The 18416-nt window shown below is 61.5% G+C and carries 16 protein-coding genes; 6 read left to right on the top strand and 10 right to left on the bottom strand.

What is annotated here, in order from left to right; translation table 11 throughout:
- Positions 1 to 70: 70 nt before the first annotated feature.
- The gene (locus ACEN93_RS17175; RefSeq protein ID WP_170928281.1) at positions 71 to 1684 is read left to right on the top strand and encodes an EAL domain-containing protein; all 1614 of its coding nucleotides are present in this window, start codon (positions 71 to 73) and stop codon (positions 1682 to 1684) included.
- On the opposite strand, the gene ACEN93_RS17170 is transcribed toward ACEN93_RS17175, so the two are convergent.
- Positions 1681 to 3471 carry a KinB sensor domain-containing domain gene (locus ACEN93_RS17170; RefSeq protein WP_085667284.1) on the bottom strand — a complete coding sequence of 597 codons (1791 nt, stop codon included), beginning with the start codon at positions 3469 to 3471 and terminating at the stop codon, positions 1681 to 1683. The genes ACEN93_RS17175 and ACEN93_RS17170 overlap by 4 nt on opposite strands.
- A gap of 10 nt (positions 3472 to 3481) precedes the next feature.
- A complete protein-coding gene (gene algB / locus ACEN93_RS17165; protein WP_039764876.1) occupies positions 3482 to 4828 on the bottom strand; it encodes a sigma-54-dependent response regulator transcription factor AlgB in 1347 nt (448 codons plus the stop codon).
- 427 nt (positions 4829 to 5255) lie between these two features.
- Here algB and ACEN93_RS17160 point away from each other — a divergent pair, with 427 nt between their 5' ends.
- From ACEN93_RS17160 to ACEN93_RS17140, 5 genes are all read left to right on the top strand, one after another.
- Positions 5256 to 5540: a hypothetical protein gene (locus ACEN93_RS17160; RefSeq protein WP_039764878.1), complete on the top strand. Its 285-nt coding sequence runs from the start codon at positions 5256 to 5258 to the stop codon at positions 5538 to 5540.
- A 67-nt stretch (positions 5541 to 5607) separates the two neighbouring features.
- Positions 5608 to 5772 (top strand): DUF1328 domain-containing protein, encoded by a 165-nt coding sequence (locus tag ACEN93_RS17155; RefSeq protein ID WP_003177151.1) that lies wholly within the window; start codon positions 5608 to 5610, stop codon positions 5770 to 5772.
- A gap of 2 nt (positions 5773 to 5774) precedes the next feature.
- Complete coding sequence (locus ACEN93_RS17150) at positions 5775 to 6239, top strand: inhibitor of vertebrate lysozyme family protein (RefSeq protein ID WP_039764879.1); 465 nt, start codon at positions 5775 to 5777, stop codon at positions 6237 to 6239.
- Positions 6240 to 6936: 697 nt separating this feature from the next.
- Positions 6937 to 8268 (top strand): glutamate/aspartate:proton symporter GltP, encoded by a 1332-nt coding sequence (gene gltP / locus ACEN93_RS17145; RefSeq protein WP_039764881.1) that lies wholly within the window; start codon positions 6937 to 6939, stop codon positions 8266 to 8268.
- A 102-nt stretch (positions 8269 to 8370) separates the two neighbouring features.
- Complete coding sequence (locus ACEN93_RS17140) at positions 8371 to 9600, top strand: nucleoside recognition domain-containing protein (RefSeq protein ID WP_074689763.1); 1230 nt, start codon at positions 8371 to 8373, stop codon at positions 9598 to 9600.
- A gap of 3 nt (positions 9601 to 9603) precedes the next feature.
- Here ACEN93_RS17140 and ACEN93_RS17135 read toward each other — a convergent pair whose 3' ends face one another.
- The 8 genes from ACEN93_RS17135 to ACEN93_RS17100 all read right to left on the bottom strand — a co-directional run bounded on the left by ACEN93_RS17135 (position 9604) and on the right by ACEN93_RS17100 (position 18401).
- Positions 9604 to 10230: an ABC-type transport auxiliary lipoprotein family protein gene (locus ACEN93_RS17135; RefSeq protein ID WP_039764884.1), complete on the bottom strand. Its 627-nt coding sequence runs from the start codon at positions 10228 to 10230 to the stop codon at positions 9604 to 9606.
- Positions 10227 to 11165, bottom strand: coding sequence for an MlaD family protein (locus tag ACEN93_RS17130; RefSeq protein ID WP_495610302.1), 939 nt, complete (start codon positions 11163 to 11165; stop codon positions 10227 to 10229). The genes ACEN93_RS17135 and ACEN93_RS17130 overlap by 4 nt, the downstream gene beginning before the upstream one ends.
- 1 nt (position 11166) lies before the next feature.
- Entirely contained in the window at positions 11167 to 11970 is an 804-nt protein-coding gene (locus ACEN93_RS17125) for an ABC transporter ATP-binding protein (protein ID WP_039764888.1), read from the bottom strand.
- The gene (locus ACEN93_RS17120) at positions 11967 to 13115 is read right to left on the bottom strand and encodes an ABC transporter permease (RefSeq protein ID WP_085647177.1); all 1149 of its coding nucleotides are present in this window, start codon (positions 13113 to 13115) and stop codon (positions 11967 to 11969) included. The genes ACEN93_RS17125 and ACEN93_RS17120 overlap by 4 nt, the downstream gene beginning before the upstream one ends.
- A 55-nt stretch (positions 13116 to 13170) precedes the next feature.
- Positions 13171 to 14199, bottom strand: coding sequence for a DUF5924 family protein (locus ACEN93_RS17115; protein ID WP_039764894.1), 1029 nt, complete (start codon positions 14197 to 14199; stop codon positions 13171 to 13173).
- Positions 14200 to 14274: 75 nt separating this feature from the next.
- Positions 14275 to 15666 (bottom strand): M16 family metallopeptidase, encoded by a 1392-nt coding sequence (locus ACEN93_RS17110; protein ID WP_495610301.1) that lies wholly within the window; start codon positions 15664 to 15666, stop codon positions 14275 to 14277.
- A gap of 94 nt (positions 15667 to 15760) precedes the next feature.
- Positions 15761 to 17419, bottom strand: coding sequence for a Na/Pi cotransporter family protein (locus ACEN93_RS17105; RefSeq protein ID WP_074689766.1), 1659 nt, complete (start codon positions 17417 to 17419; stop codon positions 15761 to 15763).
- A 214-nt stretch (positions 17420 to 17633) separates the two neighbouring features.
- The gene (locus tag ACEN93_RS17100; protein WP_039764900.1) at positions 17634 to 18401 is read right to left on the bottom strand and encodes a TerC family protein; all 768 of its coding nucleotides are present in this window, start codon (positions 18399 to 18401) and stop codon (positions 17634 to 17636) included.
- Positions 18402 to 18416 lie beyond the last annotated feature (15 nt).

Genomic DNA, 18416 nt, shown 5'->3' with positions numbered 1-18416 from the left:
CCCGCCCGACGGTCAGGGCGAAATCGCAATCAGCAGCTATAACTCATTGGTAATTCTTCGGATATCCATGATGGTTGCTACCCGAGAGACGCTGCGTAGCTGGTTTTATCGCCCCTGGTTTCTGGCGATGATCGCGGCTGTCCTCAGTGCGAGCCTGCTGATCACCGGCGGGCTGTTCGTGGCCGTGCGCCAGGTCGAGCAAAGCGAAAGCCAGGAAATGAACGCCCAGGGGGAGCGGTTCCTGGCACGTCTGGAGCAACTCTTCGGCCAGTTGCGCGAAAGCCTCGACGACCTCGAAGCCCAGCCCTTGCGCAGCTGCGACGACGAAATGATCGCCACGTTGCAGCAAGTGACGTTCAACTACCGCTTCGTCTATGAAGCCGCCTACATGGACGCCACGCGGATTTGCTCCAACCGTCCGCGCCAAGAAGGCCTGTCGGTGATCCGTCCTCCGGACATCAAGGGCCCGACCTACAGCTACTGGCTGAACACCACCACCGAACCCGATGAAAACCGCGCAGCGCTGATGCTCGGGCGCGGCAACTTTCGCGTAGCCACCTCGCGCGGACATCTCACCGACATGGTCGACCTGTTGCCCGGCAGCAGCCTGTTGGTAGTGCTGGATCACGGGACCCGGGCGATTCCGGTGCTCGGCGTTCCACAGGTCTGGCCGCCCACCGAGCCCTGGCCGCCGAAAACACCGAACGCGCTGCAAGTCACCCAGTCACACCTGATCTACCGCATGCCCACTGACAACCCGGAATACCAACTGGTGCTGATCAGCCCGCGCACGGGCATGCACATTCCGGAGCTCTGGTGGTGGATGGTGCCTTTCTGTCTGGTGCTCGGTGCGCTGGTGGGCGTACTGGTGTTCTGGGTCGTGCGCCAGCGCCAGTCGCTCGACGCCGAGCTGCACGGCGCCATCCGCCGCGGCGAGTTGCAGGTGCTTTATCAGCCGATCTTCGATCTCGACAGCCGCAACTGCGTCGGTGCCGAAGCATTGCTGCGCTGGCGCCGGCCGGACGGCACGCTGACCAGCCCCGACCTGTTCATCCCGATGGCCGAGAACACCGGACAGATTCGCCAGATGACCGACTTCGTCCTGCAACGCCTGCTCGAGCAGTTGGGTCAGTTGCTGCGGGCCAATCCGCAGCTGTACATCTCGGTGAATCTGGCCGCCTGCGACGTGATGGTGCCGCGCATCGGCCAGGTCATGGCGCGGCTGCTGACCCTGCATCGGGTGGCGGCGCGGCAGATTGCTTTCGAGGTGACCGAGCGCGGCCTGATCGATGTGGTAGTAGCCCGGGAAAACCTGCAGGCGCTGCGCGATGTCGGGCATCAGGTGCTGATCGACGATTTCGGCACCGGCTATTGCAGCCTGGCCTATTTGCAAACCCTGCCGGTGGATTGCCTGAAGATCGACAAGGCATTTATCGACGCCCTCGGCCATGACGCTGCCAGCAGCGGTGTCGCGCCACACATCATTCACATGGCCCAGGCGCTGGACCTGAAGGTGATTGCCGAAGGGATCGAATTCGAGTCACAAGCGGCGCTGCTGAGCAGCGAAGGGGTGAAGTTCGGTCAGGGCTGGTTGTTCGCCCACGCCTTGAGCGCGGTGCAGTTCATCGAACTGATTACCCGTGGACGGCGACTCGCCGGCCGCCGGATCGACGACGAAGCCTAAACCGCCAGCGCCATATAGAACTGCGTGCCCTGCCCCGGCCGCGAGTAAACGCCCATCCGCCCACCGTGCAACTGAACGATTTCCTTGCACAGCGCCAGACCCAGCCCGGCCCCACCCTTCTTGCGGCCCACCTGAACGAAAGGTTCGAAAATCCGCCCTTGCTGACCGTAGGCAATCCCTTCGCCGTTGTCTTCGACGCTGATGATCACCCGTTCGCCATGGCGACGGGCCTGCAAGCGGATCAGCCCGTCGCGCGCCGTGTGGCGCAAGGCGTTGTCGATCAGGTTGTCGAGGACTCGATCGAGCTGCGCCTGATCCGCCTGCAAGCGTGGCAGCGGGCTCTGCGCTTCGACGGTCAAGGTAACGCCCTTCTGCGCTGCCGAATCGGCGAAACGCAAACGCGCCTGTTCAAGCAGGTCCTCGATGGAACACGGCGCCAGTGTGAGTTTCTGCAAACCGCTCTGATAACGCGAAAAGTTGAGCAGATCGTTGATCAACTGCATCAGACGCTGCATTTCTTCATTGACCGTGTCGAGCAGATCGGATTCGCGCGACTCCGGAGGAAACTTCGCCCGCTCGCGGAACAGTCCGAACGCCATGTGCATGCCCGTGACCGGCGTGCGCAGTTCGTGAGAGGCGCGCAACACGAATTCGCTGCGCACCCGTTCGAAGGCGCGCTGCTCGGTGACGTCGTGCAGGACCATCACGGCGCCGAGTATATGCCCCTGGGTATGGCTGACCGGCGTCAGGCTGTAGGTCAGCAGGCGCGTTTCGCCGTCGACCTCAATGCTCAAATCTTCCGGCGCCCGCTCAAGGTTGCCACCGCGCAACACCAGTTGCAGCTGTGCATCCAGCTCCGGTCGCTGAAGCGCCGTGCCGAGGCCTTCGCCGAAACGGTCGCTGTCCCAGCCCAGTTGTCGCTGGGCCACCGGGTTCAAGTGTTCCAGACGACCCTGACGGTCGATCATCAGCAAACCGTCATCGATGCTGTCGAGCACCGCTTGCAGACGCTGCTGGCCGGCGAGCAATTCGTCGACATTGGTCGCCTGATGTTCGCGCAGGGCTTCGGCCATCAACCCGAAGCGCCGGGTCAGCAAGTTGATCTCCATAGCCGAGGACACCGGCAGGGTCACCTCGAAATTGCCTTGGCCGATATTGTCCGCCGCTTTGGCCAGCGCTTCGATCGGCGCACCAAAACGCCGGGCAATGCCCTGTGCGGTAACGAAGCCAATGATCAGCACCGCCAGCCCCACCAGTCCCAACAGGCCAGCGATCAGCAACGCGCGGTCGCGGGCGGCATGCTGGACTGAATTGATGTTGTCCAGTGCGTGCTTGTGCTCGGTAATCAATCCATTGCGCAGGGTATTGAAGCGCTCACGCAAGTCGCCACCGCCACTCAGGGCAGCAGCCGGGTCGCGGGAGATGTCGAACGCCTGGAGGAAGCTCAGATAATCGGCTTTGGCCTGACTGAATCCATACTGGCGATCGTCGTCTTTCTGCTCCTGGGCGATGCCCTCGTCGAGCAACTGGAAGTAATGCTGTTTGGACGCTTCGAACGCCACGGGGTCGGGCTTTTCGGCGAGCATCATGATCAGTTGATCGCCGAGGGTCTGGCGCAGCTTGAGCCCGAGATCGAGGGTGACGAAGTTGTTGCGGATCAGCGCCTCCTGAGTGCCGGCCATCTGCATCACGCTGACCAGCCCGAGCATCAGCCCGAGCAAGGCCACGGTGATCAGCGCGGAAATGCTCAGGAACAAGCGAGTCCGCAACTTCATCGCCAGTTTCATCGGCGGGCGCTCACAGGTTGTACTGCTTGCGCTTGCGGTACAGGGTCGAGGCGTCAATTCCCAGGGTCTTGGCGGCCTGATCGAGGGTGCCCGCGGTCGCCAGTACTGCGCCGATGTGGGCCTTCTCCAGTTCGTCGAGACTCAGCGCCGCGCCGACCCGTGGCGCATTGTTCGCCGGTTGTTCGGCCATGCCGAGGTGGCTGATTTCCACACGCTCCTGCGGGCAAATGATGCTGGCCCGCTCGACCACGTTGCGCAGCTCGCGAATGTTGCCGGGCCAGCGATAGCCCAGCAGTGCTTCGCGAGCCTCGTCACTGAAGCCCCGGGCCGGACGCGCGTATTCCTTCACGAAGCGGGCGAGGAAACGGTCGGCCAGGGTCAGGATGTCTTCGGCCCGCTCGCGCAGCGGCGGCAAATGCAGGGTGATGACGTTCAGACGATAGAGCAGGTCTTCGCGGAAACGTCCGTCACGCACCATGTCTTCGAGATTGAGGTTGGTGGCGGCAAGAATCCGCACATCGGCGCGGCGGGTGACCGGATCCCCTACCCGCTCGTATTCCTTGTCCTGGATGAAACGCAGCAACTTGGGTTGCAATGTCAGCGGAAAATCGCCGATCTCGTCGAGAAACAGCGTACCGCCATCGGCCTGGTTGACTCGACCCAACGTGCTTTCGCTGGCCCCGGTGAACGCGCCGCGACTGTGACCGAACAGCTCGCTTTCCATCAGTTCGGCGGTCAGCGACGGGCAGTTGATGGTGACGCAGGATTTCTTCTCGCGCTTGCTCCAGCCGTGAATGGCTCGGGCCAGCTCACCTTTACCGGTGCCGGACTCGCCGAGGATCAGGATGTTGGCGTCAGTGCCCGCCACTTGCCGCGCGGTTTCCAGTACGACTTTCATCGCCGGGCTGTGGGAATCGAGACCGTCCTTGGGTTTGCGAATCTCGCCTTCGAGGGCTTCCAGACGCGCCGACAGCTGACGTACTTCCAGTTGCTTGGCGGTCGCCAGGCGCAATTGATCCGGGCTGCACGGTTTGACCAGATAATCGGCAGCGCCGGCCTGAATGGCGTCCACCGCGGTGTCGACGGCCGAATGGGCGGTGACGATCACCACCCGCATCCACGGCGCCTGAATGCGCATCTGCGCCAATACATCCAGGCCGTTGTCTTCGCCCAGACGCAAATCCAGAAAGCACAGATCGAAAACCTGGCGTTGCAACAGCGCTTCAGCCTGGGCCGCACTGTTGGCAGTGGCGACAGAATAACCTTCGTCTTCGAGGCAATAACGAAAGGTTCGCAGGATGGCGGATTCATCATCCACCAGCAGAATGCGGCCTTGGTGCTCAGTGGCTGATTCCATTTTTCCTACGCTCCATAAATGAATGTCTTGGGTTAGTCCCGGAAAAATCGGGCAAGTTGCATGGTTGATTCTGATCGATTCCAGTCATAGCAGGGTAGCTCTCTCCTGCCCTTACGGCTAATCCACTGATTTTGTTGATTTTTTAAACATCGCACAGTTTCAGGACGATTTCCTGCCTCCTTTTCTGACATCCGCACCCTGCTCTCAATTCAAAAAGAATGATTTCTCCTACGAAATAATCGTGCATTACGCACGACGCCGCGAGGGTCATCGTGCAGGATGCGTCGTCAGTAACTTTTGCAGCATCTATAACTATTTGATTTTATTAGATTTTTTTAAACAAAAAAGCTGGCATGCGGGCTGCAATACATCACTCAGCCCGGGCAGAAATGCACTGCCCCAACCGAACAAGAGTGAGGAACCCAGGATGACTCGCCAACGTGCCGCCCAAATGCGTATTTCGCCACTGCATCTGCAGCAGGCCCTGTTTGGCGCACTTGCGCTGCTGATCACTCTGATCGCCTGCCAGCAATACCTGCGCTGGGAGCAGAGTCAGCAGCCTGAGCCCCTTATTTCCATGCAACACGCGACGCAGACGCACTTCAGCGCCGTCAGCAGCAGCCAGGCCGACAACGGCGCGATGCGCATGATGGACGTCGACCAGCCACAACCGCTGGGCGACATGCCCCGTGAAGAACGCTGGGTTTTCTGATCAACGAATCTGGGCGCCTACGCGCCGAGACCGGCAACATCCCTAAATAGAAGCAAGGAGAATCACCATGTTGAGCTGGGCAATCACATTCCTGATCATTGCCATCATCGCCGCAGTACTGGGCTTCGGTGGTATCGCGGGCACCGCCACGGGTATCGCCAAGATTCTGTTTGTCGTGTTCCTGGTGATGTTCATCGCTTCCTTCTTCTTTGGCCGTCGCGGTCGAGGTTGAACATGAAGGGGTTAAAGACACTGGCAGCCGCCCTGCTCCTGGGCGGTAGTGCCATGGCAATCGCGGCCAATGACGGTCAGGCGCGGGTCAACGAACTGTTGAGTTCCGACCCGCAATACAGGGAAACCTGGGAAGGCGTGGTGAAGAAGGAAGAACGCCTGCCGGAATGGGTGATGAACCTGTCCGGCACGCCTGACCAGCAGATGAATGCCGTGACCGAAGATGGCGACAAGTATCTGGTCGGCCCGCTCTGCGAATCCGCAGACAAATGCATGAACCATCGCTTGATCGTCGCGTTCAGTTTCGACAAGAAAGACGCTTACGCCATGCTTGTGGATGTGCCCGAAGGACTGCCGGCGGACAAGTCGCCAACGCGACATGCCACCTACCGCTTCCTCGGCAAACCCGATCAGGGCATGCAAAACCTTCTGATGGAAACGCTGAAGAAAGATCCGAACTGGTATTGAACACGAGAGCAGCCGAAAGGCTGTCCTCCATTGCGTCGGCCCGAGGAAGGCCGGTGCATGACCAGGGGGCCGGGACGTTCTGACTGTTGCAGGGTCGGAGTGACCTACGGGTACAGGGAGTGCCTGCGATGAGGGCCGGGTCAGGGTAAAAGCTGCGACGCAAGTTCGCCAACCGGAGTGGTTCGACGGACTTGCGCTGGGCTTTCAACGTGACAAAACGTTGATCCAGAGCGTTCTGCTCAACTTTTTTATCGCTCACACTGCATGCGAAAGCATTTCGCGGTGTTTCCTGGCGACCGTATATCGAGAAAGAGTCGATCGAGTAAGTCGGACTTTTAGTTTCCGAACGTAGGCATTTTCCTAAATTTTTCGTCGAAATCACTCGTTCAAAAAATAACCAACCTACGCTGTAATGGCCGGTTCACGGCACTTATGCCTGCCGAAATGTCGTATTCGAACCGGTTGGGACGCCAGTTTCATAAAAAAAAGCTCATGCCGATTCGGCATAGGGTAGGCGTTTACGGCATTAGACGGCGCAACCTTGCATCGGAATAGTTGCGCCTTTTTTCGCCTGCCGGAGAGCCGTAAACACGCGCTCCGGGGCACCTTATACGGAGGCAGATGCACAGACTTTTCCGCTGATGAGCGTTCCAGTTCCTGCATGTGCCTGAGTCAAACGCAAGTAAGGGTAAAGATAATGAAGAAGGCAAAGCTCAGCCTCGCCTGGCAGATCCTCATCGGTCTGGTATTGGGGATTGCAATCGGCGCGTTGCTCAACCATTTCAGCGCCGAAAAGGCCTGGTGGATCAGCAACGTCCTGCAACCGGCAGGCGATATCTTTATCCGTCTGATCAAGATGATCGTGATCCCGATCGTTATCTCTTCCCTGATCGTCGGCATCGCCGGCGTGGGCGACGCCAAGAAACTCGGGCGCATCGGCCTGAAAACCATCATCTACTTCGAAATCGTCACCACCATCGCCATCATCGTCGGCCTGCTGCTGGCCAACCTGTTCCATCCGGGTGCCGGCATCGACATGAGCACCCTGGGCACTGTGGACATCTCCAAGTACCAGGCGACCGCCGCCGAAGTGCAGCATGAACACGCGTTCATCGAGACCATCCTCAACCTGATCCCGTCGAACATCTTCGCGGCCATGGCTCGCGGCGAAATGCTGCCGATCATCTTCTTCTCCGTGCTGTTCGGTCTCGGTCTGTCGAGCCTGCAGTCGGACCTGCGCGAGCCGCTGGTGAAGATGTTCCAGGGCGTCTCGGAAAGCATGTTCAAAGTCACCCACATGATCATGAACTACGCGCCAATCGGCGTGTTCGCCCTGATCGCGGTGACCGTGGCCAACTTCGGTTTCGCCTCGCTGCTGCCGCTGGCCAAGCTGGTGATCCTGGTTTACGTCGCCATCGCCTTCTTCGCCTTTGTGGTGTTGGGCCTGATCGCCAAGATGTTCGGTTTCTCGGTGATCAAGCTGATGCGCATCTTCAAGGATGAGCTGGTCCTGGCTTACTCCACCGCTTCCTCGGAAACCGTGCTGCCACGAGTGATCGAGAAGATGGAAGCCTATGGCGCACCGAAAGCCATCTGCAGCTTCGTGGTGCCGACCGGTTACTCGTTCAACCTCGACGGCTCGACCCTGTACCAGTCCATCGCGGCGATCTTCATTGCCCAGTTGTACGGCATCGACCTGTCGATCAGCCAGCAACTGCTGCTGGTCCTGACCCTGATGGTTACCTCCAAAGGCATCGCCGGCGTGCCGGGCGTGTCCTTCGTGGTGCTGCTGGCCACCCTGGGCAGCGTGGGTATTCCGCTGGAGGGCCTGGCCTTCATCGCCGGTGTCGACCGTGTGATGGACATGGCGCGTACCGCCCTGAACGTGATCGGCAACGCCCTCGCCGTACTGGTCATCGCCCGTTGGGAAGGCATGTACGACGACGCCAAGGGTCAGCGCTACTGGAACTCGCTGCCGCACTGGCGCAGCAAGGAAAAACTGCCGGCCGGTGAAGTTTCGAAAAACTGATCCCCGCCCGCCAGGCACCCTGACAAACCCCGGAGAAATCCGGGGTTTGTCGTTTCTGGCGACCCCGCTATCATTCGCCGCATCTTCCGGGGGATTTGACTGATGCTTAATGGCCTGTGGCTTGGCTTCTTCATCGTGGCAGCCGTTTCGGCGCTGGGGCAATGGCTGATCGGCGGCAATGCCGGGATCTTCGCGGCGATGGTGGAAAGCATTTTTGCCATGGCCAAGCTGTCGGTCGAAGTCATGGTGCTGCTGTTCGGCACGCTGACCCTGTGGCTGGGTTTCCTGCGCATCGCCGAGAAGGCGGGGATTGTCGAGTGGCTGGCCAAAGCGCTGGGCCCGCTGTTCCTGCGACTGATGCCGGAAGTGCCGCCGGGTCACCCGGCCATCGGCCTGATCACCCTGAACTTCGCCGCCAACGGCCTGGGCCTGGATAACGCCGCCACGCCGATCGGCCTTAAAGCCATGAAGGCGCTGCAAGAGCTCAACCCCAGCTCGACCATCGCCAGCAACGCGCAAATCCTGTTCCTCGTACTGAATGCCTCGTCCCTGACCCTGCTGCCGGTGACGATCTTCATGTATCGCGCCCAGCAAGGCGCGCCGGACCCGACGCTGGTGTTCCTGCCGATCCTGCTGGCCACCAGTTGCTCGACCATCGTCGGCTTCCTGTCGGTGGCGTTCATGCAGCGCCTGCGGGTCTGGGACCCGGTGGTGCTGGCCTACCTGATTCCCGGCGCGCTGATTCTCGGCGGCTTCATGGCGTTGCTCGCGACGATGTCGGCCGCCGCACTGGCGGGGCTTTCGTCGATTCTCGGCAACCTGACGCTGTTCGGCCTGATCATGCTGTTCCTGGTGATCGGCGCCTTGCGCAAGGTGAAGGTCTACGAGGCCTTTGTCGAAGGTGCGAAGGAAGGTTTCGACGTTGCCAAGAACCTGCTGCCGTATCTGGTGGCGATGCTCTGCGCGATCGGCGTATTGCGCGCGTCAGGCGCACTGGACTTCGGCCTCGACGGCATTCGCCATCTGGTGGAGTGGGCAGGGTGGGACACGCGCTTCGTCGATGCGTTGCCGACCGCCATGGTCAAACCGTTCTCCGGCAGCGCCGCCCGGGCGATGCTGATCGAAACGATGAAAACCTCGGGCGTGGACAGCTTCCCGGCGCTGGTCGCGGCGACGATTCAGGGCAGCACCGAAACCACCTTCTACGTATTGGCGGTCTACTTCGGCGCGGTGGGCATCCAGCGCGCCCGGCATGCCGTAGGTTGTGCGCTGCTGGCCGAGCTGGCGGGTGTGCTCGGCGCTATCGGCGTTTGCTACTGGTTCTTCGGTTAAGGCTCAAGGCCGGGCAGGAGGGGCAACTTTCTGCCCTTGCTCCACCGCCCACGCCACGACTTTCGCGGTGAGACGATCACTGGCCTGACCGAACCCGGCCACTACCGCCGGGACCTTCACATCACTGAGCGGCTGACGTTCTTCGAATCGGCGACTGGCGAGAATTCGCTGGTCATAGCCGCGCACCAGCAACGCATCGACACGCACCACCACGCTGGCCTGATTGCCCTGATACTCGGTCTGAAACGCCTGCAGACTGCCGCCCAATTCCAGGTCTGCCTGGAAGTTGCTGTCATCGGTGCTCAACAGCGACACCCGGCCATCGCGCTGGAATCCATCCAGTAACCGGTTACGCACCAGCACCGGCGCCGGATCGCTCCAGCGCGAGGCCTTGTAACTGCTGATCACATCACCCTGAGGAATCACCGCGATGCTTGGTCGGTTCAGCGCTTCGCTGGCCTGCAGTTTGTTCAGGCGCAGCGACCAGTGCTGAGCAGCCGCCGAACCGGCCGAGGCGGGTGCCTGTGCCGCCGGCAGGCGATAGACATCCGACGGTTCGGACTTGGGCAGGATCGAGCACGCGCTGATCAGCGTGAAGCCGGCGAGGAGGGCGAGGCGAGTCAGCTTCATGGCGTGAACTCCTTGTTCTTGTCACTGCCCAGCAGGTAACCGCTGGGGTTGGCCTCCAGGCGTTGGGAAATGGCGCGCAGCGAATTCAGAGTCTCCCTCAGTTCACGGATCGCCGGGGCCAGGCCGTTGAGGCCCTGCATGCCGCTGTCGAGGGAATTCTGATTCTTGCTGAGCAGGCCGTTGATGGTGACGCTGCTTTGCTCCAGGGATTTCATCGCCTGTTCGGCACTGCCGAGCGCCTGTTTGCCCTGATCGTTGAGCAGGCCGTTGGCGTTGCGCATCAGCGCGGACGTCTGTTCGAGCATGTTGCCGGCCTGTTTGCCGACCGTCGCCAGTTGCTGCATGGCCTGACGCAGGTCGCCGCGCTGATCGTTGATCGAACCGGTGGTCTGCTCCAGATGCTCAAGGGTCTTGCTCACGCGCTCGATGTTGTCGGCAGAGAATATCTGATTGGCATTACTGAGCAACGTCGTGACCCCGCTCATCAAATCGTTGCTGTCGCTGAGCAGCCGCGAGATGGGCGAGGGCGAGGCGACGATGGTCGGCAGGTTGCCATCATGGCCCTTGAGTTTCGGACTTTGCGGCGTGCCTCCGCTGAGCTGGATGATCGAGGTGCCGGTGATCCCGGCCAGGGCCAGTTTGGCTTCGGTGTCTTCCTTGACCGGCGTGTCGCCGGCCAGACGAATCCGTGCCAGCACCCGACGTGGGTCCTGCGGGTCGAGGCGCAGGCTGACCACGTCGCCGACCTTGATCCCGCTGTACTGCACCGGGCTGCCCCGGGACAGGCCGCTGACCGCCTCGTTGAACACGACTTCGTAATCCTTGAACTCGGTGTCGACACTGGACTTGGCCAGCCACAGACCGAAGAGCAGGGCGCCTGCCACCACAATCACCGTGAACAGGCCGATCAATACATGATGGGCTCGGGTTTCCATGTCAGACCTCGTTGAGCTGTTTGGCGGCGTCCAGCGCCGAGCGGCCGCGAGGGCCGTGGAAGTATTCGTGAATCCACGCGTCGTCGGTTTCCGAGACCACGTCGATGGGACCGGCCACCAGCACCTTCTTCTGCGCCAATACCGCGACGCGGTCGGTGATGGTGTAGAGCGTGTCGAGGTCGTGGGTCACCAGAAATACGCTCAAGCCCAGAGCATCGCGCAGGGTCAGGATCAATTGGTCGAACTGCGCGGCGCCAATCGGATCGAGGCCGGCAGTGGGTTCGTCGAGAAACAGGATGTCCGGATCCAGCGCCAGCGCCCGGGCCAGTGCCGCGCGCTTGATCATCCCGCCGGACAGCGAGGCGGGGTACTTGTCCGCCGCCGACAACGGCAGCCCGGCCAGCGCCAGCTTCACCGCCGCCAGATGTTCGGCGTCGTCACGGCTGAGCCCGGCGTGCTCGATCAGGGGCAGGGCGACGTTCTCGGTGACGGTCAGCGACGAGAACAGCGCGCCTTTCTGAAACAGCACACCGAAGCGCCGCTCGATCAGCGAACGCTCATGCTCCGGCAGGCTCGGCAGGTTCTGGCCGAACACCTTGACCATGCCTTCGCTGGGCTGGCGCAGGCCGACGATGCTGCGCAGCAACACCGATTTACCACTGCCGGAGCCGCCGACCACGGCCAGGATTTCGCCTTTGTACAAGTCGAGATCGAGGTTCTCGTGCACGCTCTGGCTGCCGAAGCGATTGCACAGGCCACGGACTTCAATCACCGCCTCGGAGGGCGCGCGGGGTAGACGACTCACCAGCCCATCTCCATGAAAAACAGCGCAGCGACCGCGTCGAGCACGATCACCACGAAAATCGATTGCACCACGCTTGAGGTGGTGTGGGCGCCGACCGATTCGGCGCTGCCGCTGACCTTGAAGCCTTCCAGACAACCGATAGCGGCGATCAGGAACGCGAAGATCGGGGCTTTGACCAGACCCACCAGGAAATGTTGAATCCCTATGTCGCTTTGCAGCAGCGACAGGAACATCGCCGGCGAGATATCCAGCGACACCGCGCAAACCACCGCGCCGCCGACGATCCCGCAGATCATCGCCAGAAACGTCAGCATCGGCAGCGCCACCAGCAGCGCCAGCACCCTGGGCACCACCAGCAACTCCATGGGGTCGAGGCCGAGGGTGCGAATCGCGTCGATTTCCTCGTTGGCCTTCATCGAGCCGATCTGCGCGGTGAAGGCACTGGCGGTGCGGCCGGCCATCAGAATCGCCGTGAGCAGCACCCCGAACTCGCGCAGGAAAGCGAAGCCCACCAGATCCACGGTGAACACGCTGGCGCCGAAACTGGCCAGCACCGTCGCCCCGAGGAACGCCACCACCGCGCCCACCAGAAAGGTCAGCAACGCGACGATGGGCGCAGCGTCGAGGCCGGTCTGTTCGATGTGGGCGATCATCGGCGTGATCCGCCAGCGCTTGGGCCGGAAAAGGCTGCGGGCGATGGTTTCGAGAATCAGGCCGACGAAGCCGAGCAATTGCAGGGTGTCTCGCCAGACCGTGTCGACGGCCCGGCCGATGCGCGTCAGCAGTTGCACGCTGACGCTGATTTCCGGTTCCTTGATCGGCACGCAGAAGTCGGTCAGCGAACGATACACAGTTTGCAGCAAGGCGCGGTCGGCGCTGGAAATCGTGCAATCGGGGTGTTCGGCGGACTTGCCCAGCCGCTCCGAGCCGAGCAGCTCCACCAGCAGCGACGCACCGGCGGTGTCGAGGGCGCCGAGGCCGTTGAGGTCGATGGGGGTGTTGGCGTCGTACTGGCCGTGGAGCGTTTCGCTCAGTTGCTTGAGGTCGGCGTAATGGGCAAGCGTCCAGTCCCCGGTGACACGCAGGCGGGCAGGGGTGATCGAGGTGTCCAGGCGGGCACTGCCGGTCGTTGGGCTGCTGGTCATAAGCTCCGTGCTTGTTCGGCTTTTGAGACGAACCTACGTAATAGCACGAACCCGGTTACTTTTCTTTGGTCGGTGTGCTGTCCGTGACCTCGAAGCGCAGCACGCCAATCACCTGACCGTCCTCGGTCAACACTCGCACCTGCCACTTGCCCGCCGGGTTGCCGGGGAAGTTCTGCTTGTGGGTCCAGGCCCGGTAGCCTTCCTTGCGCCCGCCGTGGATGTCGAGGGCGATGCGGTCGACCTCTTTGCCGTTGAACTGCCAGACGTGATAAATCCGCTCGTCGAGCCCGCGCGGCGCGTTGATCGCGGTGTAGGCGTAGAGCCCGCCGCCACGGATCTGCTCGGCGCTGACTTCCTTGAGGCTGGCGCCCGGAACCCGGTCCTGCACCTGAGTGCTGATCGCCACGTCGGTCATCCACAGCGTCGCCGGCGGCACCCACGAACGCAGGACCCAGCCCACGCCACCGATGCCGACCGTAATGCACAGGATCGCCAAGGCATTGCGCACGGTGCGGATCGGGAAGATCGACGCCAGGCTCGGGAACGACAACACCACCGCAATCCCCAGCGCCCATTTGAAGCTTTGCGAGGTGGTCAGGTGCATGATCACCGGCAGCGCCGTGAGCAGGGCGGCGAACAGGGTCAGGGTGTGCAGCGCTAGGAACGCCCAGCGCCGTGGCGCCAGCCATTTGTAGTAGAGCGGGTCAACGATCGAGATCAGCGCCGCGATGCACAGCAGCCCGGTGAAAAACAGCTGGCCGCTGTTCCAGGTGGTGGTGATGAAGAAGAACGGCAGGACGAAAAACAGGCTTTCCTGGTGGATCATCTGCGTCGCGTAACGCAGCAGCGGCTGGGGGATTTCCCGTTTGAAGATTCGCGTGAACAGTTTGGTCAGGCTGTTTTCCAGCATCAGCCAGATCCAGCTCAGCAGCATGATCGTGGTGATCCAGCTCGCCAGCCCCTGTTGCCGGTCGACCAGAATGAAGCTGCCGACCCCGGAGATGAAACCGCCGAGCGCAATGACCCCGGGATAGCGCTTCATCAGTTCGAGAATGCGCTGGATCAGGAGGGTCAATTTAGACATTTGGGCGGTTCACGACAGTCGAGGAAAAAACCCCGACAGAGTACCGCCCGCCGGGCCGTGTGGCGAGGCTGCCGGTCATTCCGGATGCACGGACTTGCGCCGATGCAGGCGCCAGCCGAGCAGAATCAGCACCAGCACGCCCAATCCGCCCGCCAGCAGCCACAACACCTGATCGTCGCTGAGCAGCGGTTTCTCGATCCGCAGATAACCCGGTTGCAGCAACAACTCGCGCATGGCCTTGTTCGCCGCCTCCAGCGTCACGCCTTGCAGCTCCCGCGCAGGATCGGCAAAGCGGCCATCCTCGTAGTCGCCCAGCGCGCTCCAGTAATAGTCGGCCATGGCGCTGGTGCCTTGCACGGCCCAGGCCTGGTGGGCGATGGCGGCTTGTTTCAAGCGATTGAAGGTGTCGGCGTCGAGGCCGTTTTTCAGCAGGTCGGCCTTGAGGTCTTCCAGCACTTGTTCGGCTTCGGCGATATCACCGCGATCCAGATCGGCGTTGAGGCTCATGAAACCGACGCCGCCGAACACTTCGCGCTCGGCCCAGGGCCCGTAGGACAAACCGTGGTTCAGGCGCAACTGGCGGTATAGCGCCCACTCCAGGTATTCCTTGAGCAGGTCGAAGGTTTCGTCGTACTGATCGTCCAGCACTGGCTCCGGCACCAGCCAGTGCAGCTTGGCGCTGTTGCCGATGAAACCGCGAGTGATCGTGCGTTCGTGGGCGGCGCTGGCGCGGATGTCCGGCAACGGACGGTGTTCGCTCGGGTCGACCGCTTCAAGTGCGCCCCACGCCCGTTCCAGATAGGCCGGCAGCAGTTTGTCGAGGTCACCAACGACAATCAGGGTCATGTTGTTCGGCGCGTACCAGGCCTTGCGCACCTTCTCCAGCTGCTCGCGAGTCAGGCCATCGACTTCGGCCCGCTGCGGGCATTTCAGGCCCAGTTCAACCGCTAGTTGATTGCTCGCGGTGTGGCCCAGGTCCTGCCGGTCGAGGAAGCGTTGCAGCCGGGTGTAATGGCCGCCGTCCTCGCGCTCGACCACCCGTTTGGCCGCGTTGATCGCGTTGTCGTCGAAGCGGGTCTGGGTCAGCAGGTCCAGCAGCAGGTCGAGGACCTTGCGCTGGTTTTTCGCCGGGGCTTCGATGACAAACGTGGTGTCGGCGTTGCTGGTGAAGGCGTTCCAGTCACCGCCGAGTGCCTGCATGCGCTCTTCGAGACCACCTTCACCGGTGGCGTCGATGCCGCTGAACAGCAAGTGTTCGAGCAGGTGCGGCAGCTCCTTTTCATTGCAGTCGAAATCATCGAGACCGACGCCGATCACCAGCCGGATCGCCACGTGCCCACGCTCGGTGCCGGGCTTGAGCAGCAATTGCAAACCGTTGGGCAGCGCATAGCCTTCGACCTGAAAACGATCCAGGGCGAAGGCGGGCAGGGAACCGAGCAGCAGACAAGCGAACAACAGGCAACGCATAACGAGCTTCCATACGGCTGAATTGGAGATCCGTGTCGTCAGTCCGGCCGCGAGGCCGAACCTTGAGTTACTGACTGACCACAACCCCAGACGTTCAAGGCGAATGCGTGATGTCCGCCATATCGTCCGCCGCCAGCGCGCCGGTATCGGAAGTTTCCAGCACCACATAGGCGCTGCTGCAGAACAGCGAGTTCAAACGTTTCATGTCAGCAATCAGCTCCAGGTGCAACGAACTGGTCTCGATACTCTGCACGATCTTGCGTTGCAATCGGCTGACATGGGCGTGGGCCAGACGCCGTTCCTGGGCGCGAAAGCGACGTTTCTCGCGCAGCAACTGGCGGGCGCTTTCCTTGTCGCCGCTAAGGAACACCGACAGCCCGAGCCGCAGGTTGGCGATCAATTGCTGTTGCAGCCCGGCCAGCTCTTCCAGTCCGTCTTCGGAAAACGACCGGCGTTGCGAAGTCTTCTGCTGCTGCACTTTGCGCAGCATGCGTTCGATCAGGTCGCTGGCCAGTTTGAGGTTGATCGCCAGCTCAATGATCTCCGCCCAGCGACGACTGTCCTGCTCGCCGAGATCTTCGCGGGGCATCTGCGCCAGGTACAGCTTGATCGCGCTGTACAGCGCTTCGACGTCATCGGTCAGCTTGCGCATTTCCTGAGTGATGGCGGTCTGTTTGCCGCGCAGCACGTCGAGGGTCGCGTCGAGCATGTTGTCGATCAGGTCGCCCATGCGCAGGGTTTCCCGGGCGGCGTTGGCCAGTGCCAGGCTCGGCGTGACCAGCGCGGTGGGATCAAGGTGGCGGGGCTTGGCGGTGCCGTTGACCTCCGGCCGCTCCGGCAGCAGCCAGGCACACAACCGCGCCATCGGCCCGACGCTCGGCAGCAGGATCAGGCAACGCGCGGTGTTGTAGAGCAGGTGGAACCCGATGACCATTTCCTGGGGGCTGAAATCCAGGCTGTCGATCCAGTGCACCAGCGGATCCAGCACCGGAATGATCAGCAACAGCCCGATCAGTTTGTACAGCAGGCTGCCCAGCGCCACCTGCCGGCCGGCGGCGTTCTGCATGCTGGTGCTCATGAACGCCAGCACACCACTGCCGATGTTGGCGCCGATCACCAGACCGATCGCCACCGGCAGACTGATCACCGCAGCGCCGGCGAGGGTGGCGGTCAGCAGCACGGCCGCCAGGCTGGAGTAGGAAATCATCGCGAACAGCGCGCCGACCAAGGCGTCGAGCAGGATATCGCCGGTCAACGAGGCGAAAATCACCTTCACCCCTTGGGCATGGGTGATCGGCGCAGCGGCCTCGACGATCAATTGCAGCGCCAGAATGATCAGCCCAAGCCCGATGGACACGCGGCCCATCTGCCCGAGCCGCGTCTGTTTGCGCGACAGAAAGAAAATCACCCCGATAAAAATCAGCAGCGGCGACAGCCACGACAGGTCGAACGTCAGCACCCGCGCCATCAGTGCCGTACCGACGTCGGCACCCAGCATGGTCGCCAGGGCCGGGGTCAACGCCATCAGGCCCTGACCGACAAAGGACGTCACGAGCATGGCAGTCGCGTTGCTGCTCTGCACCATCGCGGTCACGAGGATGCCGGCGACAAAGGCCAGCCAGCGTTTGGACATGTTCTGGCCGATCACGTGGCGCAGATTGGTGCCGTACACCCGCAGGATGCCGGTTCGAACGATATGCGTGCCCCAGATCAGCAGGGCCACGGCAGACAGCAAATTGAGCAGGGTGAGCATGCAGACCCCCTGTAATGGCAGCGCCCCAGAGGGGCAAGTGGACGGTACCGCGCAATTTCTACGTTCTGATACTTAAGCTGTAGTTGGCTAACGGTCTGGGCGCCAGCATTGCACAGCTAAAGCGGGGATTGAAACAAAAGTGTCATGAAAACAGGTTCATGCAGCCATGAAAAAAGGGCCCGAAGGCCCTTTGATCTGTTGCGCAGCGTTCGGGTTACTGACCCGGAATATCCTTGCGCAATTTCACCGGATCCTGCTGTTTGCGTTTTTTCGCGATGGCGGTGCGCATCTTGATGTTGATCGCTTCGACCGCCAGCGAGAATGCCATGGCGAAGTAGACGTAGCCTTTCGGTACGTGCACGTCGAACGACTCGGCAATCAGCACGGTACCGACTACCAGCAGGAACGACAGCGCGAGCATTTTCAGCGACGGGTGCTTGTCGATGAACTCGCTGATCTTGCCCGAGGCCAGCATCATCACCAGCACGGCCACGATGATCGCCGCGACCATGACCGGAACGTGGGACACCATGCCGACGGCGGTGATCACCGAGTCCAGCGAGAACACGATGTCGATGATTGCGATCTGGATGATGGTGTAGAGGAAGTTGCCGCCCTTGCCCGAAGGCTCGTCGCCAGCTTCGTCTTCACCTTCCAGTGCGTGGTACATCTCCTGGGAGCTTTTCCACAGCAGGAACAGGCCACCGAAGAACAGGATCAGGTCGCGACCGGAAATGCCCTGGCCGAACACTTCGAACAGGTCGGCGGTGAGGCGCATGACCCAGGTGATCGACAGCAGCAACAGGATCCGCGTGATCATGGCCAGGCCAAGACCGAAGATCCGGGTGCGCTGCTGCATGTGTTTGGGCATGCGGCTGACCAGGATCGAAATCATGATGATGTTATCGATGCCCAGAACGATTTCCAGGGCGGTCAGGGTGAAGAAGGCAACCCAGATCTCAGGGTTGGTCAGCCATTCCATGTGTATTCCTTTGAG

The organism is Pseudomonas sp. Pseusp21, assembly GCF_059492145.1.
This window is presented reverse-complemented; position numbering and strand designations above follow the sequence as displayed.